General features: G+C 62.0%; 26 protein-coding genes. 16 read left to right on the forward strand and 10 right to left on the reverse strand.

Features of this window, described 5'->3' with window-relative positions; translation table 11 throughout:
* Positions 1-132: 132 nt before the first annotated feature.
* Positions 133-1,206, reverse strand: a complete 1,074-nt coding sequence (locus ACQZ2L_RS05115; RefSeq protein WP_430324944.1) for a DUF748 domain-containing protein — start codon at positions 1,204-1,206, stop codon at positions 133-135.
* Between the two features lie 125 nt (positions 1,207-1,331).
* On the opposite strand from ACQZ2L_RS05115, the gene cysK reads away from it, so the two are divergent.
* Positions 1,332-2,306, forward strand: a complete 975-nt coding sequence (gene cysK / locus ACQZ2L_RS05120) for a cysteine synthase A (protein ID WP_430324946.1) — start codon at positions 1,332-1,334, stop codon at positions 2,304-2,306.
* A gap of 331 nt (positions 2,307-2,637) precedes the next feature.
* On the forward strand, positions 2,638-3,573 hold the full coding sequence (locus tag ACQZ2L_RS05125; RefSeq protein ID WP_430324948.1) for an aspartyl/asparaginyl beta-hydroxylase domain-containing protein: 936 nt from the start codon (positions 2,638-2,640) through the stop codon (positions 3,571-3,573).
* 1 nt (position 3,574) lies between these two features.
* Here ACQZ2L_RS05125 and ACQZ2L_RS05130 read toward each other — a convergent pair whose 3' ends face one another.
* Both ACQZ2L_RS05130 and ACQZ2L_RS05135 read right to left on the reverse strand, forming a co-directional pair.
* Positions 3,575-4,045 carry a DUF4265 domain-containing protein gene (locus ACQZ2L_RS05130; protein WP_430324950.1) on the reverse strand — a complete coding sequence of 157 codons (471 nt, stop codon included), beginning with the start codon at positions 4,043-4,045 and terminating at the stop codon, positions 3,575-3,577.
* Positions 4,042-4,938 (reverse strand): DMT family transporter, encoded by an 897-nt coding sequence (locus tag ACQZ2L_RS05135; protein ID WP_430324952.1) that lies wholly within the window; start codon positions 4,936-4,938, stop codon positions 4,042-4,044. Before ACQZ2L_RS05135 ends, ACQZ2L_RS05130 begins: the two co-directional genes overlap by 4 nt.
* A gap of 114 nt (positions 4,939-5,052) precedes the next feature.
* Here ACQZ2L_RS05135 and aceK point away from each other — a divergent pair, with 114 nt between their 5' ends.
* Positions 5,053-6,771 (forward strand): bifunctional isocitrate dehydrogenase kinase/phosphatase, encoded by a 1,719-nt coding sequence (gene aceK / locus ACQZ2L_RS05140; protein ID WP_430324954.1) that lies wholly within the window; start codon positions 5,053-5,055, stop codon positions 6,769-6,771.
* Between the two features lie 3 nt (positions 6,772-6,774).
* On the opposite strand, the gene ACQZ2L_RS05145 is transcribed toward aceK, so the two are convergent.
* Positions 6,775-7,644: a DUF6279 family lipoprotein gene (locus tag ACQZ2L_RS05145; protein WP_430324956.1), complete on the reverse strand. Its 870-nt coding sequence runs from the start codon at positions 7,642-7,644 to the stop codon at positions 6,775-6,777.
* Positions 7,645-7,773: 129 nt separating this feature from the next.
* Here ACQZ2L_RS05145 and ACQZ2L_RS05150 point away from each other — a divergent pair, with 129 nt between their 5' ends.
* Complete coding sequence (locus tag ACQZ2L_RS05150) at positions 7,774-8,610, forward strand: CvfB family protein (RefSeq protein ID WP_430324958.1); 837 nt, start codon at positions 7,774-7,776, stop codon at positions 8,608-8,610.
* Here the strand turns inward: ACQZ2L_RS05150 and ACQZ2L_RS05155 are convergent, their stop codons facing one another.
* On the reverse strand, positions 8,611-8,991 hold the full coding sequence (locus ACQZ2L_RS05155; RefSeq protein WP_150571494.1) for a hypothetical protein: 381 nt from the start codon (positions 8,989-8,991) through the stop codon (positions 8,611-8,613).
* A 255-nt stretch (positions 8,992-9,246) separates the two neighbouring features.
* Between ACQZ2L_RS05155 and ACQZ2L_RS05160 the strand changes: the two genes are divergently transcribed.
* From ACQZ2L_RS05160 to def, 3 genes are all read left to right on the forward strand, one after another.
* Positions 9,247-9,426 (forward strand): CsbD family protein, encoded by a 180-nt coding sequence (locus ACQZ2L_RS05160; protein ID WP_314876024.1) that lies wholly within the window; start codon positions 9,247-9,249, stop codon positions 9,424-9,426.
* Positions 9,427-9,769: 343 nt separating this feature from the next.
* Complete coding sequence (locus ACQZ2L_RS05165; RefSeq protein ID WP_430324960.1) at positions 9,770-10,726, forward strand: YihY/virulence factor BrkB family protein; 957 nt, start codon at positions 9,770-9,772, stop codon at positions 10,724-10,726.
* Positions 10,726-11,262 (forward strand): peptide deformylase, encoded by a 537-nt coding sequence (gene def / locus ACQZ2L_RS05170; protein WP_430324962.1) that lies wholly within the window; start codon positions 10,726-10,728, stop codon positions 11,260-11,262. The genes ACQZ2L_RS05165 and def overlap by 1 nt, the downstream gene beginning before the upstream one ends.
* Here def and ACQZ2L_RS05175 read toward each other — a convergent pair.
* The gene (locus tag ACQZ2L_RS05175) at positions 11,217-11,666 is read right to left on the reverse strand and encodes a GNAT family N-acetyltransferase (RefSeq protein WP_430324964.1); all 450 of its coding nucleotides are present in this window, start codon (positions 11,664-11,666) and stop codon (positions 11,217-11,219) included. The two genes, def and ACQZ2L_RS05175, sit on opposite strands and share 46 nt — an antisense overlap.
* A gap of 250 nt (positions 11,667-11,916) precedes the next feature.
* Here ACQZ2L_RS05175 and ACQZ2L_RS05180 point away from each other — a divergent pair, with 250 nt between their 5' ends.
* Positions 11,917-12,174, forward strand: a complete 258-nt coding sequence (locus ACQZ2L_RS05180) for a DUF2790 domain-containing protein (protein WP_430324966.1) — start codon at positions 11,917-11,919, stop codon at positions 12,172-12,174.
* Here ACQZ2L_RS05180 and ACQZ2L_RS05185 read toward each other — a convergent pair whose 3' ends face one another.
* Positions 12,175-13,521, reverse strand: coding sequence for a PLP-dependent aminotransferase family protein (locus ACQZ2L_RS05185; RefSeq protein WP_430325162.1), 1,347 nt, complete (start codon positions 13,519-13,521; stop codon positions 12,175-12,177). It lies immediately after the preceding gene.
* Between the two features lie 89 nt (positions 13,522-13,610).
* Here ACQZ2L_RS05185 and ACQZ2L_RS05190 point away from each other — a divergent pair, with 89 nt between their 5' ends.
* The 4 genes from ACQZ2L_RS05190 (at position 13,611) to ACQZ2L_RS05205 (ending at position 15,926) form a co-directional block, all read left to right on the forward strand.
* Entirely contained in the window at positions 13,611-14,576 is a 966-nt protein-coding gene (locus ACQZ2L_RS05190) for a threonine dehydratase (RefSeq protein ID WP_430324968.1), read from the forward strand.
* A 47-nt stretch (positions 14,577-14,623) separates the two neighbouring features.
* Entirely contained in the window at positions 14,624-14,878 is a 255-nt protein-coding gene (locus ACQZ2L_RS05195; RefSeq protein WP_430324970.1) for a type II toxin-antitoxin system HicA family toxin, read from the forward strand.
* A complete protein-coding gene (locus ACQZ2L_RS05200) occupies positions 14,875-15,207 on the forward strand; it encodes a type II toxin-antitoxin system HicB family antitoxin (protein WP_430324972.1) in 333 nt (110 codons plus the stop codon). The genes ACQZ2L_RS05195 and ACQZ2L_RS05200 overlap by 4 nt, the downstream gene beginning before the upstream one ends.
* Positions 15,208-15,287: 80 nt before the next feature.
* On the forward strand, positions 15,288-15,926 hold the full coding sequence (locus ACQZ2L_RS05205; RefSeq protein WP_430324974.1) for a LysE family translocator: 639 nt from the start codon (positions 15,288-15,290) through the stop codon (positions 15,924-15,926).
* Here the strand turns inward: ACQZ2L_RS05205 and ACQZ2L_RS05210 are convergent.
* Positions 15,896-16,687 (reverse strand): helix-turn-helix domain-containing protein, encoded by a 792-nt coding sequence (locus ACQZ2L_RS05210; protein ID WP_430324976.1) that lies wholly within the window; start codon positions 16,685-16,687, stop codon positions 15,896-15,898. The two genes, ACQZ2L_RS05205 and ACQZ2L_RS05210, sit on opposite strands and share 31 nt — an antisense overlap.
* 160 nt (positions 16,688-16,847) lie before the next feature.
* On the opposite strand from ACQZ2L_RS05210, the gene ACQZ2L_RS05215 reads away from it, so the two are divergent.
* The 4 genes from ACQZ2L_RS05215 to ACQZ2L_RS05230 are packed head-to-tail and all read left to right on the forward strand — an operon-like array spanning position 16,848 to position 19,423.
* Positions 16,848-17,273, forward strand: coding sequence for a YybH family protein (locus tag ACQZ2L_RS05215; protein WP_430324978.1), 426 nt, complete (start codon positions 16,848-16,850; stop codon positions 17,271-17,273).
* A 57-nt stretch (positions 17,274-17,330) separates the two neighbouring features.
* The gene (locus ACQZ2L_RS05220; RefSeq protein WP_430324980.1) at positions 17,331-17,675 is read left to right on the forward strand and encodes a YciI family protein; all 345 of its coding nucleotides are present in this window, start codon (positions 17,331-17,333) and stop codon (positions 17,673-17,675) included.
* 18 nt (positions 17,676-17,693) lie between these two features.
* Positions 17,694-18,185 carry an SRPBCC family protein gene (locus ACQZ2L_RS05225; RefSeq protein ID WP_150571501.1) on the forward strand — a complete coding sequence of 164 codons (492 nt, stop codon included), beginning with the start codon at positions 17,694-17,696 and terminating at the stop codon, positions 18,183-18,185.
* On the forward strand, positions 18,185-19,423 hold the full coding sequence (locus tag ACQZ2L_RS05230) for an RNA polymerase sigma factor (RefSeq protein WP_430324982.1): 1,239 nt from the start codon (positions 18,185-18,187) through the stop codon (positions 19,421-19,423). Before ACQZ2L_RS05225 ends, ACQZ2L_RS05230 begins: the two co-directional genes overlap by 1 nt.
* 3 nt (positions 19,424-19,426) lie before the next feature.
* Here the strand turns inward: ACQZ2L_RS05230 and ACQZ2L_RS05235 are convergent, their stop codons facing one another.
* Complete coding sequence (locus ACQZ2L_RS05235; RefSeq protein WP_430324984.1) at positions 19,427-19,912, reverse strand: MaoC family dehydratase; 486 nt, start codon at positions 19,910-19,912, stop codon at positions 19,427-19,429.
* A gap of 34 nt (positions 19,913-19,946) precedes the next feature.
* Positions 19,947-20,891, reverse strand: a complete 945-nt coding sequence (locus ACQZ2L_RS05240; protein ID WP_430324986.1) for a lysophospholipase — start codon at positions 20,889-20,891, stop codon at positions 19,947-19,949.
* Positions 20,892-20,903: the final 12 nt, after the last annotated feature.

Consider the following 20,903-nt stretch of genomic DNA (forward strand, 5'->3'; position numbering starts at 1 on the left):
ACCAATCCTCTGCAAGTGTCTGGGCCGGCCCAGGCAAGGCTATCTAAATGTGTACTGGACTATACGCCGCACCTGGGCAGCTGCAAACGCAGACCGGGTATTCAGTCTCTGAATGGTGCGTCGTGCCGCCGTTCATTCAGTGTCAGGCGCGGGCCTTTCATAGCGCGCACTGAACGCCTGGATGAAGCCATTGCGCAGAATCTGCAGAAACGCCTCGAAGCCGTTGATGTTCTGCTGATGCACACTGCCGCTGAGCTCGACGCGGGTGGCGAACTGATTTTCCGGCTGGTTTTTCAGCACCGTTTCAGTGGCGCCGACGACTGCTTCCCAGATCGAACGGAAAAAGCTTTTGTCTTTATTCTCGACGTCTTGCTGCCAGTTGAATACCTCCACATTGCGCAGCAAGGGTTTGATGTAGCCCTTGAGTCGACCTTTCTCGGCCTGAGCCTCGATCACCACGTCGCCGTTGCCAGCGTTGAAATCGAACTTGCCATAGGCACTGGCGAAGTCATTCATCTTGCGCAATTCAATGCCAGTGGCGCGCAGGCGGAACTCGAAATCATCGAAGTCGCTGAATGGATCAAAGGTTGCCTTGCTTTCGACCTTGGCATCGCCGAGCAGGCGCGCGGTGCCTTCGAAGCTGGCGTCGCGCCGGCCCTCGGCATCGCGCACATTGGTCAGGTTACGAATGCTCGCCTGCAACTGCGTGGCCTTGAGCGTTACCGGCGGCTTGGAGTTGAAGTTACGGAAGGTCAGTGTGCCGTCATCGATGCGTACTTCGTTAAGTGTGATCGGCAGCAGTTTTTCCAGCTGTTGGCGCCAGTCGGTGCCTTGACCGGTCTGCGAGTTTTGCTTGTTGCCACCGTCGACGAAGTTAAGCTCTGGGCGCAGGAAGGTCACTTCGGCCACCACCGCATGGTCGTACCACAAGGAATGCCAGCTCACCGAAAAATCGATTTTTGGCGCATCGACGAACGGCACCGGCACCTTGCCAGTGGTCTTGACAATCTTCAGGCCGTTGATCTGGTAGGCGCCGCGCCACCACGCCAGGTCGACGTCGCTGATCTGGCCGCGGTAGTCGCCCATGTCGGCCAGTTTTTCGTTGAGGTAGTCGCGCATCAGGTAGGGCAGGGCCAGGTGCACACAAAGCAGTATCACGAGCAGGCTGACCAGGGCGACCAGTGGCCGGCGATAGCGGGCTGTCATGAGGGCTCTCCAAAGCAGGTTGAGCGGTTGACCGCAGGCATCGCCGGGGAGTTCGAACGGGCTTTACGCTGCTGGCGGGCAAGCTTACCCTTGAGGCTTTCCCCGCTCGGTTAAGGACCCTGCCAATGAGCCGTATCTACGCAGACAACGCCCATTCCATCGGCAACACGCCGCTGGTGCAGATCAACCGCATCGCCCCGCGCGGGGTGACCATCCTGGCCAAGATCGAGGGGCGCAACCCCGGCTACTCGGTCAAATGCCGGATCGGCGCGAACATGGTCTGGGACGCCGAAGGCAGTGGCAAACTCAAGCCGGGCATGACCCTGGTCGAGCCGACTTCGGGCAACACCGGTATCGGCCTGGCGTTCGTCGCCGCCGCCCGTGGCTACAAGCTGCTGCTGACCATGCCCGCGTCGATGAGCCTTGAGCGGCGCAAGGTGCTCAAGGCGCTGGGCGCCGAGCTGGTGCTGACCGAGCCTGCGCTGGGCATGAAAGGCGCCATCGACAAGGCCAACGAAATCGTTGCTTCGGACCCGCAGATGTATTTCCAGCCTGGCCAGTTCGACAACCCGGCCAACCCGGCTATCCATGAAAAAACCACCGGCCCGGAAATCTGGAACGACACCGATGGCGCGGTTGACGTGCTGGTTGCAGGTGTCGGCACCGGCGGCACCATCACCGGGATTTCCCGTTACATCAAACACACCCAGGGCAAGCCGATCCTGTCAGTTGCGGTCGAGCCGGTGGCCTCGCCCCTGATCACTCAGGCGCTGGCCGGGCAGGAGCTCAAGCCCAGCCCGCACAAGATTCAGGGTATTGGCGCCGGGTTCATCCCGAAAAACCTTGATCTGTCGATGGTCGACCAGGTCGAGACTGTCAGCGATGACGAAGCCAAGGCCATGGCCCTGCGCCTGATGCAGGAGGAGGGCATTCTCTGCGGTATCTCTTGTGGTGCAGCGATGGCGGCGGCCGTGCGTCTGGCTGAAAAACCGGAGATGGCCGGCAAGACCATCGTGGTGATCCTGCCTGACTCGGGTGAGCGCTATCTGTCGAGCATGCTTTTCTCTGACCTGTTCACCGAGCAGGAAAACCAGCAGTAGGGTCTGGGCTTTTTTTGGCGTCTGGGAGATAGCTGGGGGCGCTTTGCGCCCCTATCGCGACACAAGGCCGCTCCTACACAGACCGCGTATGACCTGCTTGCGCGGTCGCTGTAGGAGCGGCCTTGTGTCGCGATAGGGCCGCGCAGCGGCCCTAGCTATCTCAAGCCTTACGCGCGTTTCGCTGACCCCGCGCAATACCCCCAGAAAGCCTTTATTACAAAATCTTCAACATTGCTATCCGGCGCCAGATGTTTTTACCACGGGCGGATGGGTTTATGATGTTCGGCTATCTGCAAGTGATGGCCTGATTTCCTACTCCAAGGAGTGTTGCATGAGCTTTTCCTTCGTCGCCAAGGCGGGTGTCCTGCTGGTGTTCTTCGGCAGCGTGCTGTACGTCCATTTGCGCGGCAAGGCGCGCTTGCCCGTGCTGCGCCAGTTCGTCAACCACTCGGCGCTGTTCGCCCCCTACAACAGCCTGATGTACCTGTTCTCCGGCGTGCCGTCCAAGCCGTATCTGGACCGTCAACGCTTCCCTGAGCTGGATGTGCTCAAGGACAACTGGCCGGTGATCCGTGAAGAGGCCATGCGCCTGTTCGACGAGGGCTATATCCGCGCCGCCGAAAAAGACAACGACGCAGGCTTTGGCTCGTTCTTCAAGAAGGGCTGGAAGCGCTTTTACCTGAAGTGGTACGACAAACCACTGCCGTCGGCCGAGGCGCTGTGCCCGAAGACCGTCGAGTTGGTCAGCAGCATCCCCAGCGTCAAGGGCGCGATGTTTGCCTTGCTGCCGGGTGGCAGCCACCTGAACCCGCACCGCGACCCGTTCGCCGGTTCGCTGCGCTATCACCTCGGCCTGTCCACACCCAACTCCGACAAGTGCCGCATCTACGTCGATGGCGAGCCGTATGCCTGGCGTGACGGGGAAGACGTGATGTTCGACGAGACCTTCGTGCACTGGGTCAAGAACGAGACCGACGTTACTCGGGTGATCCTGTTCTGCGACATCGAGCGGCCGCTGACCAGCCCGTTGATGACCCGCCTCAACCGCAAGGTCAGTGCCTTCCTCGGCCGTGCTACTGCACCGCAGAACACCGATGACGAGCGTGTCGGCGGGATCAACCAGGCCTATGCCTGGAGCAAGCGTTTCAGCAACAAGCTCAGCACCCGGGTCAAGCAGTTCAAGCGCGCCAACCCCAAGGCCTACCGCATTCTGCGGCCAATCCTGGCCGTACTGGTGGCCTACCTGCTTTATCGCTGGTTGTTCTGACTCAGCGAAACTCTTCGGGGATGGCGTGGCGTAACACGCCTTCCTCGAACTCCAACGTTCCAGCTTCGCGCTGGGTCAGCAGGTAATAGAGCAAGGTGTCGAGCGACTGCTTTGGCGGCACCTGCACCGCCAGCATCTTCACTGCCTGCTCCACTTCGCTGGGGCAACCGAACTCGCTCAGCGCTGCGCGGACCTGCTCCAACGCACCCGTCAACTTGACCAGCACGCGAAACACGCTGGCGCCGCCACTCTTGCTCAACGCCGCAAACCACGCCTCGCCATCAGCTTGGCTGACACTGATCAGGTCGCCGGGGGCGATGCCGTAGGCGTAGAACGGGATGCTGTCGATCAGGTAGCCAGCCTCTGTCTGCTGCGCCCACAGGCCTTCCACCGAAGCCGGTGGGTAGCCTTGCGCATCCTGCTCCAGGCGGAACAAAACCTTTTTGAACACCGGCGAGTGCTCCGTGCTCATGAACGCGCCTGCGCCAGCGCGCGCGGTGCAGGCCTGAGTACCAGCCACAGCGCGACGCCGATCAGCAGCCCGCCGTACAGGTGGCCCATCGACAGCGACTCATCCAGCAGCCAGGCGCCCCACAGTACGCCGAACACCGGAATCAGGAAGGTCACCGTACTGGCCTTGACCGGGCCGATTTCGGCCAGCAGGCGGAAGTACAGGATGTAGGCGAACGCCGTGCACAGCAGGCCCAGCCCGAGCAACGACAACCATACCTGCCAGCCGCCCCAGCTGGCAGGGGGCTGGCTGAGGGCGCTCCAGGCGAACAGCGGGCTCAACAGCAAGGTTGCGCCGAGCATGCTGCCCAGGGCCGACAGGCGGCTATCCAGGCCGCTGATCCAGCGCCGCGCCAGGTAGCCGGCAAAGCCGTAGCAGGTGGTCGCGGCCAGGCACGCCAGCGCGCCTTGCACCAGGGCCAGGTCCAGAGCCACCGGGCCGGCGCCGCTGAGGATGCCGACGCCGAGCAGGCCAAGGAAGATCCCCGCCAGCTTGCTGACGGTCATCGGCTCATGGAAGAACAGCGCGCCGATCAGCACGCCCATCAGCGGCGTGGTCGCGTTGAAGATCGCCGAGTAACCCGCAGGCAGCACCTGCGCCGCTACCGAGTAGAACGTCGCCGGGATGCCCGAGTTGATCATGCCCAGCAGCAGGCAGGCGCCGAGCTTGCCGTTAAACTGCCATGGCACCCGCGCCACGGCCAGGATCACGATCAAGCCCAGGCACGCGATCGAGACCCGGAAGAACGCTGTCGGCACGGTGCCGAGCTCCGGGGCGATGATGCGCATGAACAGGAAACTGGCCCCCCAGACAGCGGCAAGGGTCAACAGGCGGGCGAGGGCGATGGGGCTCACGGGGGTCTCCAGAATCAGGGCAGGGTGGGAGTGTACGTGAGTGCGCTGGGCAGGTTCTTGTCCTTTCTTGCTGCACAACTAAGCTGAGCGCTTGAACCCTGCAGAGGCATCGATATGTCCCAGCACTGGCCGGCCAGCGAAATCGCCCGCAGGGTACTCGATGGCTTCGATGACTACCGCGAGCACTTCCGGCAGATAACCCTGGGGGCGCGCGAGCGATTCGAGCGCGCTGACTGGCACGACAGCCAGCGGGCGGCTGCAGCGCGGATCAGTTTGTATGAAGAGAAGGTCGTCGAGGTCAACGGCTGGCTGCGCGAAGGATTTGCCGAGGCGGTATTGCTCGATGTCGCACAATGGCCGTTGGTCAAAAGCGCATACATTGGGCTCATCAACCCGCGGCTGGACGATGAGCTGGCCGAGACCTGGTACAACTCGCTGTTCTGCAGCTTGTTCAGTCATGACCTGATCAGCGACAGCTGCATGTTTATCCACACCACCCGGCCGGCCCTGCGCGACCATCAGCGCGCTGCACAGACGCGCATTTATCAAGCCAACGGCAGCTTGAGCGGGTTGTTGTACCGGGTGTTCGCCGTTTACCGATTCAGTGTTGACTATGCGGACTTGCCCAGCGATGTCAGCCGCCTTGAACAGCAACTGCGCAGCAGCTTGCCCGACTGGGTGTGCAAGGACCCGAGCCTCGCACTGGAGCTGTTTGCGCCGGTGCTGTATCGCAACAAGGGTGCCTATCTGGTAGGCCGTTTATACACCCGGGATGAGCAGTGGCCACTGGTGATCCCACTGCTGCACCGCGAAGGTCATGGCCTCGAGGCGGATGCGGTGATCACCGACGAAGCCGAGGTGTCGATCATCTTCTCTTTCACCCGTTCCTATTTCATGGTGGATGTGCCGGCGCCAGCGGAGTTCGTCAGCTTTCTCAAGCGTATTCTGCCCGGCAAACATGTTGCCGAGCTGTATACCTCGATAGGCTTCTACAAGCATGGCAAGTCGGAGTTCTATCGGGCGCTGATCAATCATCTGGCCAGCAGCGACGACCGCTTTGTCATGGCGCCAGGTGTGCGCGGCATGGTCATGAGCGTGTTTACCCTGCCGGGCTTCACCACGGTGTTCAAGATCATCAAGGACCGTTTCGCACCGTCAAAAACAGTCGACCGCGCCACGGTGATCGACAAATACCGCTTGGTAAAAAGCGTCGATCGTGTCGGGCGCATGGCCGATACCCAGGAGTTTGCTGACTTTCGCTTCCCGCGGGAAAAGTTCGACGCAGCGTGCCTTGCCGAGTTGCTGGAAGTGGCCCCGTCCACTGTGGTGATGGAGGGCGATACGGTGCTGATCCGTCACTGCTGGACCGAACGGCGGATGACACCGCTGAATCTGTATCTGGAGCAGGCCAGCGACGCCCAGGCCCTGGAAGCGTTGGAAGATTACGGCCTGGCGATCAAGCAACTGGCGGCGGCCAATATCTTCCCCGGTGACATGTTGCTGAAGAACTTCGGCGTGACCCGCCATGGGCGAGTGGTGTTTTACGATTACGACGAGATCTGCTTTCTCGATGAGGTCAACTTTCGCCATATCCCGCCGCCGCGTTATCCCGAAGACGAGATGTCAGGTGAGCCGTGGTATTCGATCGGCATCCATGACGTGTTCCCGGAAGAATTCCCGCCGTTCCTGTTCGCCGATATCGGCCAACGCCGCCTGTTCAGCAAGCTGCACGGCGAGCTATACGACGCCGATTACTGGAAAGGGCTGCAGACGGCCATCGCCGGCGGCAAAGTCATCGATGTGTTCCCTTATCGACGCCAGCCGCGCGCGTGATCGTCAGCCCTTGAGGCATTTCAGTTCACTGAAGCTGGTGCGCACCTTGCTCAGGCGCTCTTGCAGGAACTGACGCTGAGCGGGTGTGCTGTCCTTGATCAGGTCGACCAGCAGGCTGCGCGCCTGCAGTTCGGTGTTGTTGAACGCCTTGCGGTAGTCCTGCGTCCACAAGCTCTCCTTGTGCTGCAGCAACTGCGCGACCCGCGGTTCGAAGCTGGGCGTGGCCCGTTGCTGCATGGCCAGCAGCAACTGTTGCTGCCAATGCGCGCGGTTGGCGATCCACTGGCGGTTCTGGTCGCCCAAGGCTTGCGACCAAGTTTGCACGCGCAGGCGCTGGGCGGCGTTGAGCTCGCCGAGCCAGGGCTTGATGCGTTTTTCCATGCGTTCGGCGCGCTTGCTGATCTGCTTGGCCAGCGGCGTGTCGACGTAGGTGCGCTGGCGCTCGCGGATGTCATCGGCGAATGCCTGACGCATCTCTTCGACCTGCTGATCATCCATGCCGCGCAGCAGTTCGACGGCGGAGGGGGTGATCGCTTCGGTGACCCGGGCAATCGCCTCGCGGGCCTCTGCGGTGCGCTGCTGCAAGGCCTGATCGGTGACTTGATCCTCGGCGACCATCGCACGCATGCGGTCGAGCCAGTCGAGGTAACCGGGCAACTGCGTGGTGCAGTGCCAGGCCAGGTGCGCCTGCAAACGCTGGTCGAGCCAGTTTTTCTGCTCGCGGTTCATGTCCAGGTAATCGCCCAGCGACCACGGCACCAGCGTGTCGAGGTTGCGATAGGCAAGGTCGATGCGACTGCAACCGAGCAGGCTGGCGGTGCAGAGCAGGGCGACAAGGCTGAAGCGCAGGGCGTTGGTCAGGCAGACAGGCATGAGCGAATCCTTGCAAGAGCGTGCCAGCAATAGACGCAGCGGCGTGTTGGCAGTTCAGTCGAACCAGCGGTCGGGCGAGGCGGCGGGTTCAGGTGTAGAATAGCCGCCTTGTCTTGAGGAACATCGGAAATGGCTCTACTTGGGCGTTACAACAGTTTGCAAATCGTCAAGCACGTCGAATTCGGCCTGTACCTGGATGGCGGCGCCGACGGCGAAATCCTCCTGCCGCGGCGTTACATCCCCAAGGATACGCCCACCGAGCTCGATGACTGGCTCAACGTGTTCATCTATCTGGACAGCGAAGACCAGCTGATCGCCACCACCGAGAAGCCCAAGGTGCAGGTCGGCGAGTTCGCCAGCTTGAAGGTAAAAGATATCAACGGCGCTGGTATCTTCCTCGACTGGGGCCTGAGCAAAGACTTGCTGATGCCCTACTCGGAAGAGAAGCGCTCGCTGAAGATCGGCGATTACTGTGTTGTCCACGTTTACCTGGACAAACGCACCCGCCGCATCACCGCCACCGCGCGGCTGGACCGCTACCTCGACCTGACCCCGGCCGCGTATACCGCAGGCCAGCCGGTCGAATTGCTGGTAGCCGATGAAACCGACCTTGGCTTCAAGGCGATCATCAACAACCGTCATTGGGGCCTGATTCACAAGAACGAGATATTCAAGTTCCTGCGTTCGGGCATGCACGAGAAGGGCTTCATCAAGGAAGTGCGCCAGGACGGCAAGATCGCCCTGAGCCTGCAGCCGGTTGGTCAGGCCCTGGCCGATGGCCTGCAAGAGCAGATCATGGCCAAGCTGGAAGCCGCCGGTGGCACTCTGGCAGTGTGTGACAAGAGTGATCCGCAGGTGATCAGCAGCCTGTTCAACGTCAGCAAGGGCAACTTCAAGAAAGCCATTGGCGCGTTGTTCAAGGCCGGCCGTATCGTCATCCTTGACGATCGCATCGAGCGGGTCTGATCAGTCCTGCACGAAGGTGCGAAAGTCCAGCTGCTCGCCACCCGGCCGGGTGTCGCGCAGCAGCGAATCGCGGTCAGCGCTGAGGGCCAGGCTAATGGTCGAACGGCGCTTGCCGGCGTTGCGCACTTCCAGTTGCTCCTGGTGCGCACGCAGGTAGTTGATCGGCACTTTCAGGTGCTGCAGCTCGTCTGACTCCGGGCTGTGCAGCAGCAGGTTGACCCAATCGGGCTGGCCTTTGACCAGCAGCCGCATCGGGATGTCGAACCACCACAGGTTGCGCTTGGGGTCGAGAATGGCAAACAGGCAGTTGTCACTGGTCAGCACCGGCCGTGCCAGCGCTTGGTTGCGCCGGGCGATGGCGGCGGGTTTGTCGAGTTTCATGCAGGTTCCTGCGGGTTGACGCTTGAGATGACCTGACATTGTGCGGGGTGGCGGTCAGGCGAGCAAGGCCTGCACAAGCTGTTGTCGTTTTACCCGGCTGCCTGCAAAGGGCGGCTGTTTGCCGATGTTTCAGCGCCTGATGGTTTGGCGCGCAAGGCAATGATCGAGAAAAAAATGAAACTCTGGGCAAACGCCACCGGTCGATTCGTATGTCGACGCGGTTATCTCGCGTCTTTGCCTAAAAGGAACTTCCCCATGAGTGGCACCAAAGACAAAGCGAAAGGCTTGGCCAACGAAGCGGTAGGTAACATCAAGCAAGGTGTTGGCAAGGTAACCGACAACGACAAGCTGCGCGCAGAAGGCAAGGCGCAGGAAGTCAAAGGCGAAGCACAGCAGAAAGTTGGCGAAGTCAAAGACGCTGTGAAAAAGCCATAAGCGCTGATTACTTAGGAAAACGGCTACCCGAGGGTTGATGCCGCTAAGTTAAGGTTTGAATGCTGATTTTGGGGCTGCTCTGCAGCCCTTCGCGGCGGTCCGGCGTCCCGGCAAGCCCGCTCCCACAGGTACAGTGCTGGAGTCAGACTGTACGCGATCCTGTGGGAGTGGGCTTGCCGGGACGCCGGACCGCCGCGAAGGGCCGCAGAGCGGCCCCAATTGGCTTTGATGAGCAATGAACAGCAACGCGCCTGGCGTGGTCTATTAGACTTGCATGCATACCATAAGGCCTGTCGCATTGTCGGCCGGCAGCCAAGATGATCGAGCGGCGAAAGGAGACGCTATGATTTTTAACGCCCTGCAGGGCCTTCCCCTGCACCGTGTGCTGGTGCGCACCGTCAGTGAGTTTCTCGATGACGAGATGTCCACCTACGCGTCGGCTCTGGCCTACCAGATGCTGTTTTCGCTGTTCCCGTTCCTGCTGTTCCTGATTGCCCTGATCGGTTTCCTGCACCTGCCGGACTTCTTCTCGTGGCTGCGCTTGCAGTCCGAGCTGGTGCTGCCGCCGCAGGCACTGGAACAGGTCAATCCGGTGATCGACCAGCTGCAACAATCCAAGGGTGGCCTGCTTTCGGTGGGTATCGTGATTGCCCTGTGGACCGCCTCGGCCGGTGTGCGCTTGATGATGAGTGCGATGAACGCCGCTTACGACGTACCGGAAGGGCGCCCGGTGTGGAAGCGCATCCCGCTGTCGATCTTCTACACCATCGGCATTGCCGGCATGCTCCTGGCTGCGGCGGCGCTGATGGTGCTTGGACCGCAGGTGATGGAGTGGATTGCTGCGCAGGTGGGCATGCAGGAGTTCATCGTTACTCTGTGGACGATCGTGCGCTGGCCGGCGATCGTCGTGCTGATGATGGTCGCAGTGGCGTTGATCTACTACGTCATGCCGGACGTGAAACAGAAATTCAAGTTCATTACCCCAGGCTCGGTGCTGGCAGTGGTGGTGTGGATCATCGCCTCGTTGGGCTTCGGCTATTACGTCAAGACCTTCGCCGACTACAACGCCATGTACGGCAGCATCGGGGCAATTATCGTACTGCTGCTGTACTTCTACATTTCAGCCGCCGTACTCTTGCTCGGCGCCGAGATGAACGCGGTGATCGAGCACATGTCTGCCGAGGGCAAAGACCCTGGCGAGAAGGACTTTGACGGCAACAAGCCGCAGGAGACCGTGTCTGTGTTGGGTCATGAGCGTCCGGTCGCGACCGAACCCCCGAGCCCAGAGCCGAACCGCTGATGATCCGTGACATTCTGAAGATGGGCGATGAGCGCCTGCTGCGCATCGCCCCGCCTGTTCCCGAACACCTGCTTGGCAGCGCCGAACTGCAACAGTTGATCGCCGATATGTTCGAGACCATGCACCACGTCGGTGGCGTTGGCCTGGCCGCGCCGCAGATCGGGGTCGACCTGCAGCTGGTGATCTTTGGCTTCGAGCACAGCGAGCGCTACCCGGACGCCGAGGCAGTGCCGCAGACCATTCTGCTCAACCCGGTCATCACGCCGCTGTCGAGTGAGACCGAGGAGGGCTGGGAGGGCTGTCTTTCGGTGCCGGGCTTGCGCGGTGTGGTGCCACGCTTCTCGCGCATCGGCTACAGCGGCATCGACCCTGAGGGCAACCTGATCGAGCGCGTCGCTGAAGGTTTCCATGCGCGGGTCGTGCAGCATGAGTGTGATCACTTGATCGGTCGCCTGTACCCCTCGCGGATCCAGGACTTCTCCCGGTTTGGCTACACCGAGGTGTTGTTCCCGGGGCTGGACGCCGGCGACGACTGATCACGAGCGAGCGCGATCAGGCTTTTGCTGCGTTGATAACGCGCCAGACGCATGCTCAGCGCTTCGGGCAGATCATGCGCGGGGCCAAAGCCCAATCGCTGATAGAACGGCAGTAGCTCCGGATGGCAGAACAGCCACACGGGGCCCGATGCAGTTGCCAGCGAGGCCTCGATCAACTGCCCAGCGATGCCACGGCCACGCCACTGTGGGGCGACCAGCAGCCCGGTCAGCCACAGACCGTGGGCTACCGGGCTCAAGCTCATCCCCGCAACGATTGCGTCCGCACGCGCTACCCACAGCGCGCCACCGGCGGCCGAGCGCATGCGCGAGCCTTGCTGGCGATAGAAGTGATCGAGCAGGCGTTGCTCCAGTGCGCTGAGGGACGAGTAAGTCAGGGCAGTCATCGCATGTTCCAGTTCAGCGGTAGCGGGCGCTGCGGGTTGTCGCAGACTGTTGCATATTGCGCAAGGCTGTATGTCCTACCATGGGGTTCAAGTATTGCGTAACAGGCGTAAAATTGTCTCATCCCCTCAGCAGTACGACAAAGCGGGACCGGTACTTCGTGCCATCGATGCACTCGATGACAACTTCTCCGCGCCAATGACGGCGGACTGAAGTCAATCGCTCAGCTTGATTGCCTCAAGGCCAAATCTCATGAAAGCTCTACTGATTCTTGCACTGGTCGGTGTGTCCTCGTTCGCCTTCGCCAAAGAAGTTCAACCGGTGTCCAGCCCACCTGTAGCGGTGCAATATGAATACGGTACCAACCTCGACATCAAACGCGTGATCAGCCTGTCGGCCCTGCCCAATGTCTGTGCTGTAGTGCCTGCCACCATGGTCTACGAGGATCATCAGGGTCAGGTCCACACCCTGCAGTACCGGGCGATGGGTGAGGGCTGCAGCCAGAGCTGATCAGGCTTCGGCCAATGCTTGACGGATGGCCTCCAGACCTTGCTTGAGCTGTGCTCGGCTGGTGGCTGCCGACAGGCTGATGCGCACTGCCTTGACCTCATCCACACCAATCGCGAAAACGTTGCCGGGGACGATCTCGACCCCGCGCCTGCGGCAATCAGCGGCCAGCGCCTCGGCGCCGGCCGGTGCCGCTACCCACACGTGGGGAGAGGCCTGCTGGTCATCCAGCAGTGCCGCACCCAATACACTGCGGGCCAGTCGCCAGCGCTCGGCGGTCTCCTGGCGGTTCCAGGCCAAGCGGCGGGCGGCAGTACCGTCCGCGATCCACTGGCAGGCAATGTGCAGGTCCAGCGGCGACACCGACCAGTGACTCGCCTGGCTGTGCGGCTCGATCTGCGCGAGCAGGGCCGGCTGGGCCACGATCCAACCCACGCGCAAGCCGGCGGCAACCGTTTTCGACAGGCTGGTTACCAGAATCCCGCGACCCTCAAGCAGGGGGTACAGCGGCGGCTGCTCGGTCAGCGCGCCGTACACATCATCTTCGATCAGCAACAGCTGATGGCGTTTGACCACCTCGGCGATGGCCTGGCGGCGTGCCGCGTCCATGCAGGTTGAGGTCGGGTTGTGCAGGGTCGGGGTGATCACCAGCACCCGGGCGCCGCTGGCACGCGCGACGCGGTCCAGCTCATCCGGGCGCAGGCCGTGCTCATCCAGCGCCACGCCGTGCACTGGCAAACGCAATTGCCGGCACGCCGCCTTGATCCCCGGCGCCGTCAGCGCCTCGACCATCACCGCTTCCCCGTCTTCGCACACCGACTGCAACACGCAGTTCAGCGCATATTGCGCGCCGGCACACAGCAGCAGTTCGTCGGTCGCGAGAGTCAAGCCGCGTCCGGCCAGCCAGCGTGTCCCGTGCAGACGTCCCGCGAGCAGTTGCTCAGGTCCCAGGTAATGCTCGAGCAAGCCCGACTGTTCGAGCTCGAGCAGTTTGTGCAGGCTGGCCTGCAAGTCGCGATTGTCCGAATCAACTACCGGCACGTTGGTCGAAAGGTCGATGACTGCTTGCTCTGCATCGTGGCGCTTAAGGCGGAACAGGGTGGCTTCCTTGCTGCCCGCCAGCACATAGGTACCACGCCCCACCGCGCCGGCGACCAGATGACGGGCAGCGGCCTCGCGGTAGGCCTGTTGGGTGGTGCTGGGGTTGAGCCCGAGCGCCCAGGCCAGGCGCCGCTGCGGCGGCAGGCGCTGGCCGACCTTGAGCTCACCGCGCTCGATGGCGTCGGCGATGGCATCGACCAGCGCTAGATAGCGCGGCTGATCGCTGGCGGTCAGCGTCGGGATCCACATGAAATTGCCACCCATGCAATATATCGATTTACCCATACAATGCCCCGCGCCTAGGATCAGGGCAACTCACACGATGAAGGAGGATCGTCATGTTCGACCTGGCCGCACTGCGCGAAGCCGCTGATTTCGTCCACCAACACCTGCCAGCAACGCCGCAGCATGTTTGGCCGCTGCTGGCCGAGCGGGCCGGCTGCGAGGTGTGGGTCAAACACGAGAACCACGCCCCGACTGGCGCGTTCAAGGTGCGCGGTGGCCTGGTCTACGTGCGTTCGTTGCTGGCGCAGGGCCAGCCGCCGCAAGGGTTGGTCACAGCCACGCGCGGCAATCACGGCCAGAGCATGGCGTTGGCCGCGCGCCAGGCGGGTATCCCGTTGGTGATCGTGGTGCCGCAAGGCAACTCGCGGGAGAAAAACGCCGCCATGCGGGCCTTGGGCGCCGAGCTGATCGAGCATGGCGCCGACTTCGACCTGGCCCGCGAAGAGGCAGCGCGGCTGGCCGATGAGCTGGGCTACCAGATGGTGCCGTCGTTTCACCCGGAGCTGGTGCGCGGCGTCGCGACCTATGCCCTGGAGCTGTTCGATGCGGTTGCCGCGCTGGACTGCGTTTACGTGCCGATCGGCATGGGCTCGGGCATCTGCGGGCTGATTCAGGCGCGCAACCTGCTGGGGCTCAAGACCGAAATCGTCGGCGTGGTCTCGACTGCCGCCGACGCCTACGCGCAGAGTTTCGAACAGGGCCGCATCGTCACCACCGCCACAGCCAACACCTTTGCCGACGGCATGGCCTGCCGGATGCCGCACCCCGATGCCTTCGCCCTGATCCATCAGCATGCCGCGCGGATCGTGCGGGTGACCGATGACGAGATCGCCGAGGCCATGCGCATTTACCACGAGACGACTCACAACACCGCTGAAGGTGCAGGCGCTGCAGGTTTGGCTGCGCTGCTGCAAGAACGTGAGCGCCAGAAAGGCAAGCGCGTGGCGGTGGTGCTCAGTGGCGCGAATATTGATCGTCAGCGTTATGCGCAGGTTTTGGCGGGCACGGAAAAATTTTGAATGGTTATACCGGAAACGGTGCTATCTTATTTTGATAGCATCGTTGGATGAACACTCGATACCGCAAGATTTACGACAGCATTTTCCGGACGCCGACTACGGCGTCTTTGGCCTTTTCCGATATCGAAGCTTTGGTGATTCATCTCGGCGGGCAGGTGCTGGAGCGGCAAGGGTCCAGGGTAAAACTGGTGCTTGGTAATTTCACCTGGAGATGCCATCGGCCCCACCCAGGTAAAGAAGCCAAGCGGTATCAGATTGAGGAAGCCCGCGAGTTTCTTTCGCAGGCAGGAGTTGGAAAATGAGTTGCATCCGTTACAAGGGCTACGTCGCCCGTGTCGACTTTGATGAGCGCGACGACATTTTTGTCGGCCGCGTGCTCGGCATGCGCGACATCATCAGCTTTCACGCCAGCTCCGTACCGGAGTTGCACGAGGCATTTCGTGGCGCGTTGGAAGACTATCTGGCCGATTGCGCCGAGCAAGGTATCGCGCCTGAAAAGCCGGCCTCGGGCAAGGTCATGTTGCGCATCCGCCCTGAGGTGCATGCGGCGGCCAGCATCGCCGCTCGCGCAGCGGGCAAGAGCCTGAACCAGTGGGCCGATGAAGTGTTTGAGCAGGCTGCAATGGCCTGAGCAGGCAATTTCTTCCAATACCGGCACCGTTGGCCTGTGGCTTAATCAGCGCCATCTGAATTGTCGCGTAGCCATTAACCATGCCTTTTTCCAATGGATTTCTGCTGAGCCTGTCGCTGTGTCTGGACATCGGCATCGCCAATATCGCCATGATCACCCTGGCCATGCAGCGTGGTTTTCTGCAGGGATTCTGGTTGGGCCTGGGTACCTGCGTAGGTGACCTGATCTACGCTATCGCTGCATTGGCCGGGATGACCGTGCTGCTGCAGTTCGAGAGTGTGCGCTGGGTGCTGTGGCTCGGCGGTTCGGCGTTGTTGATCTGGTTTGCGCTCAAGATGCTGCTGGCCGCCTGGCGCGGTGGGCATCTGGAGGCGCGTGTCGAGGTGGTGGTCGAGTCGGGCTGGCGCGAGTTTGCGCGAGGGGTGTTTCTGGCGATGTCATCGCCGAGCGCGATTCTCTGGTTCGCAGCGGTGGGCGGTGTGTTGATCTCTCGCTCAGGCGCGGGCAGCTTGCTCGATGCTGTTGTGTTTCTCAGCGGTTTCTTCGCGGCCGGCCTGCTCTGGTGTGTGAGCTTGTGCGGTATCGCCAGCCATGGCGGGCGCCTGCTCGGTGACCGCTTGCTGACCTGGTCTTACCTGCTGTCGGCAGCGATATTCTGCTACTTCGCGTTTTACGTGATCGTTTCCGGCTACCGCGAATTCATTCTTGCCGCCGCGTAGTGTTGCGGCGTCACGCCATGCACCCGGCGAAATGCTGTAATGAAGTGGCTCTGGTCATAGAAGCCCAGGTCCAGCGCCACGTCCTGTGCGTGCTGGCCAAGGCGTAATCGGTGCCGCGCTTCGATCAGGCGCAGTTGCATGTGGTACTGCAATGGGCCCAGACCGGTGGCCTTCTTGAAGCAGCGTACGAAGTGATATTTGCTCAAGCCGGCGACGTGCGCCAGTTGCTCAAGGGCCAGCCGTTGCTGCAGATGCTCGCGCATGAAGGCCTGGCTGATGGCGACGGCCGTTGACTGCTCATGGGCGGCGCTGGCGGGGTGCTCCAGTAGTTGCGCGAGTAACAACAGCTCGGCCTGTTCGCGTTGTTCGTCACCGGCCCAGGCTAGTTCCAGCAAGGCGGCAAACAGCTGCGGCCGCTGCAGTACGCCTTGCTCCAGTCGTGGCGCGGTGGCGGTCGAGCGCAGATTGTTGGCGCTGATCGTTTGCGTGATCGCCGCCGGCGCCAGGTGCAGGCTGATGTATTCCACACCTGTCGCGGCAAATTCCGAGCCCTGCACAGCCAGCGGGTTGTACAAAGTCACCTGGCCTGGCGCCACCTCCAGCTCGCGGCCATCGAGCCAGATCCGCTCCTGGCCATTAAGGTTGGCGCCGATCACGTATTCGTCATGGGTATGCCGCGGGAAGCTGGCAGCGCTTTGCGCGCGCACCCAGCTCAGCTCGAAATGTGGGCTGGCAGGCAGGGTTTCGCTGGTCAAAGGCATGGTGATACCCACAGGCGGCAACAGAAGTGCAGTGGCCAATGGTACCTGCCGATCAGTCTCGGCAAAATATTTTTCAGTGCCTGTCGATTTCGCCTTTCGCCATTCGACTACTCATGAAGGCGCTGGATGATCCTGCGCTGCCTTGGTCGAGAGCCCAATAATGACTACCTCAACCGAATCGCAACTGCGTCAACAGATCGACAGCTGGATGCAGGCCGTGCGCGAGCGTGACATCGATGCAATCGTTGCTCCCTACGCCGAAGACGTCGTCGCTTTCGACGCCATCCAGGCCCTGCATTTCAAGGGCAAGTCCGCCTACCGTGCGCACTGGGAAATGTGCATGGGCATGTGCTCGGGCGAGATGGTGTTCGAGATCCATCAACTGACCCTGCATGTCGATGCCAACCTCGCCCTGGCGTACTGGCTCAATCGCTGCGGGCCGGCAGATGACGACAGCCAGTGCGGCTTCATGCGCGTCACGGTCGGCTATCGTCGTAGTGGCGCGCAGTGGCAGGTCATCCACGAACATTGGTCGGCGCCGTTCGACATGCAAACCCAGAAGGCGCTGTTCAACCTGCAACCTTGAGCTGAGCGCGCCTGTTGTTATCGCCAAACGCACTGTCCGTTTACGCTGGAGGCAATCATGAAATACCTGTGCCTGGTCTATTGTGACGAGGGGCTGCTGCACAGCTTGCCCGACAGCCCCGCCGATGCCGAATGCCAGGCCTATGCGCAGGCATTGGAGGGCAGCGGTCGCATGCTCGCCGCGCAGGCGCTGCAGTCTGTCCAGGCCGCGACCACGGTGCGCGTGCGCAATGGCCAGATGAGCCTGACCGACGGGCCATTCGCTGAAACCAAAGAACAGCTCGCCGGTTTCTATCTGGTCGAAGCGCGAGACCTCAATGAAGCGTTGAACATCGCCAAAGGCATCCCCGCCGCCCGCGTCGGCAGCGTCGAGGTCCGCCCGGTGCGCGAACTACAACCCTGAACGTGGAGCACAACAACAATGACACACGCACACGCAGGCTCTGCAGTGGCCGAACATGAACTGTCCATCACTCGCCTGATCGACGCCCCGCCGGCGAAGGTATTCCGTGCCTGGAGCGAACCGCAATGGCTGATGAAATGGTGGGGGCCGCACGGCATGACCACCCCGGAATGCGAAATGCAGCTGTGGGTTGGCGGCTTGTTCCGCACCTTGATGCGCACCGCGGACGGCACCGAATACGACAACCAGGGTGTCTTCCTGGAAATCGTGGCGCCACGTCGGCTGGTCTTCACCGATGCGTTTCGGCCGGGCTGGGTCCCCGCCGCCAAGGCCTTCATGACCGCAGTGGTGACCTTCGACGATGAACACGGCAAGACCCGCTATACCGCCCGTGCGCTGCACTGGAACGCCGAGGATTGCCGCGCCCACGAAGAAATGGGCTTTCACCAGGGGTGGGGACAAAGCCTGGACCGCCTGGTGGAGGTAGTCACTCAACAGATGCCAGACTGATGCTCGGCGAGCAGCTGCGTGAGGTGGTAGATGAGCTCTACCGACGAGACTCGCGGCGCAGTCTGGCCACCTTGATTCGCCTGCTGGGTGATTTTGACCTGGCCGAGGAGGCCATGCACGAGGCGTTTTTCATTGCGGTCGAGCGCTGGCAGCGTGACGGCATCCCCGCCAACCCAAGGGCCTGGCTGGTGTCGACCGGGCGCTTCAAGGCCATCGATCTGTTGCGCAGGCGAGCGCGTTTCGATCATGCCCAGGCGGATCTGATCATGCTTGCGCCCAGCGATGACGACCCTGGTGATGAAGCGCTGCTCGGCGATGACCGCTTGCGCCTGATCTTCACTTGCTGCCACCCCGCACTGGCCGCCGATGCCCAGGTGCCGCTGACCCTGCGTGAAGTCTGTGGCCTCAGCACCGAGCAGATTGCCAGTGCCTTTGTCCAGCGCCCGGCAACCATTGCCCAGCGCATCGTCCGCGCCAAGGCGAAGATCCGCGATGCCGCCATCGCCTATCAGGTTCCCGAGCAGGCCGAGCTGCCAGGGCGGCTGGACAGTGTCCTACGGGTGATTTACCTGGTCTTCAACGAAGGCTATTCAGCCAGCTCGGGGGAAGCGGTGGTGCGCCGTGAGCTGTGTGATGAGGCGATTCGGCTGGGTCGACTGCTGCTGCAACTGCTACCAGCCGCGCAGGTAATCGGCCTGTTGGCGCTGATGCTGCTGCAAGCTTCACGGCAGGCGGCGCGCAGTGACCTTGACGGTAATCTGGTGCTGCTCGATCAACAGGATCGGCGCCTGTGGAATCACCAGCAGATCGCCGAAGGCTGCCAGTTGGCGGAGCAGGCGCTGCGCGCTGGCCCGGCCGGTATCTACAGCCTGCAAGCGGCAATCGCGGCGCTGCATGCAGAAGCGCTACGCCCGGAAGATACCGACTGGGCGCAGATCATTGGCTTGTACGATGTATTGCAGCGCCACTGGCCGTCACCGGTGATCGAACTCAACCGCGCCGCAGCTCTGGCCAGACGCGATGGCCCGCAGGCGGGCTTGGTGCTGATCGAAGCGCTGTTGCAGCGCGGCGAACTGCTCGACTATCACTTGGCGCACGCCGCCTGTGCAGAACTGCACGGCCAACTGGGCCAGACCGAGCAGGCTCGCTCAGCCTGGCAGCGAGCCCTGAATCTCACTCAGCAAGGGCCCGAGCGGCGCTACATCGAGCAGCGCCTGCGCGAACTGCAGGGCCGCTAGTGGTCAGGCTTCGGAAACGCTCGCCTCGAAGGTCGGCGGTGTCACCAGTTGCACGGTCTGCTGCTTGCGCGGCGCGAGGATTTCGGCCTCGCCAGAAATCACCAGCTCATCGTTCTGGTTGTAGACATTGGTGGCGATACGCACCTTGAACTTGGGCAGCTTTTCGAGGATTTCCAGGCGCACGGTCAGTGTGTCGCCGATCTTTACCGGCTTCTGGAAGCTCATCTGCTGGCCCAGGTACACCGTGCCTGGGCCCGGCAGGTTGCAGGCGACCGCCGCGCTGATCAGGGCGCCGGTAAACATGCCGTGGGCAATCCGCTCGCGGAAGATGGTCTTGGCGGCGTACTCGGCATCGAGGTGGACAGGGTTGTGGTCACCGGACATGGCGGCGAAGAGCTGGATATCGCGCTCTTCGACGCGCTTTACGAACTCTTCATTTTTCTGACCCACTTCGAGGGCTTCGTAGGGGGTATTGGTGACCTGGGTCATCAGGGCTTCCTTGTTGGCGGACGGGGCCTGGCTATCATTCACTGCGAGCGGGGCGGCCAAGGGCCAGCGCTTGCTCGAGCCAGCCGAGAATGTCGGCGGTAACCTCGTCGCGATTGGTTTCATTGAGCAGTTCGTGGCGCGCCTGCGGGTACAAGCGCAACTGCACATGCCGGTTGCCGGTCGCGCTCAAGGCGACGGCCAGATCACTGAGACGCTTGCCGGCACTCACCGGATCACATTCGCCGCCAATTATCAGTATCGGCAGGTTTGGATCGACCTGGGCGAGGTTGCTCGGCCGGCTGATTTGCGCCAGGCCCCGGAGCAGATCGAGCCACAACTGATTGCTGCAGCGAAACCCGCACAGCGGGTCGGCGATGTACTTGTCGACTTCTGCTGCATCGCGGCTTAACCAGTCGAATGGCGTGCGGGTAGGCTTGAAGGCATTGTTGAAGCTGCCGAACGACAGCTTGTCGATCAGCGCGCTGCTGGCCTCGGCGCCCTGACGCCAGGCCTCGGCGCGGGCGATCAGCGCTGCGGCGCGGTACAGCCTGGGCGGCTGCAGGTTGGAGCCGCTGAGAATCGCCCCGTGGACGCTGGCGCTGTGGTGCAGCAGGTAGGCCTGGACGATGTAACTGCCCATGCTGTGGCCGAACAGAAACAGTGGCGTGCCCGGAAAGCGCTGGCCGATGTGCTGGCTGAGCAGGCCGAGGTCGTTGACCACGGCATTCCAGCCATCCTTCGGGGCAAACAGGCCCAGACGACCGTTCTCGGCGGTCCGGCCATGGCCACGCTGATCAGGCGCGAGCAGGGCAAAGCCGGCGGCGCTCAGTGCCTGCCCCAAGCGCTGGTAGCGGCCGCCATGCTCGGCCATGCCATGCGCCAGCAGCACCACCGCCTTGACCGGTGTGGCCGGCAGCCATTGGTGCAGGTACAGGTTGCTGTGCTCACTGGCGGCAACCCAGAGCGCATCGTAAGCCATGACCGCGTCCTT

The organism is Pseudomonas shirazensis (assembly GCF_050496565.1).
In the GTDB taxonomy this organism is placed as follows: Bacteria; Pseudomonadota; Gammaproteobacteria; order Pseudomonadales; family Pseudomonadaceae; genus Aquipseudomonas; species Aquipseudomonas shirazensis_A.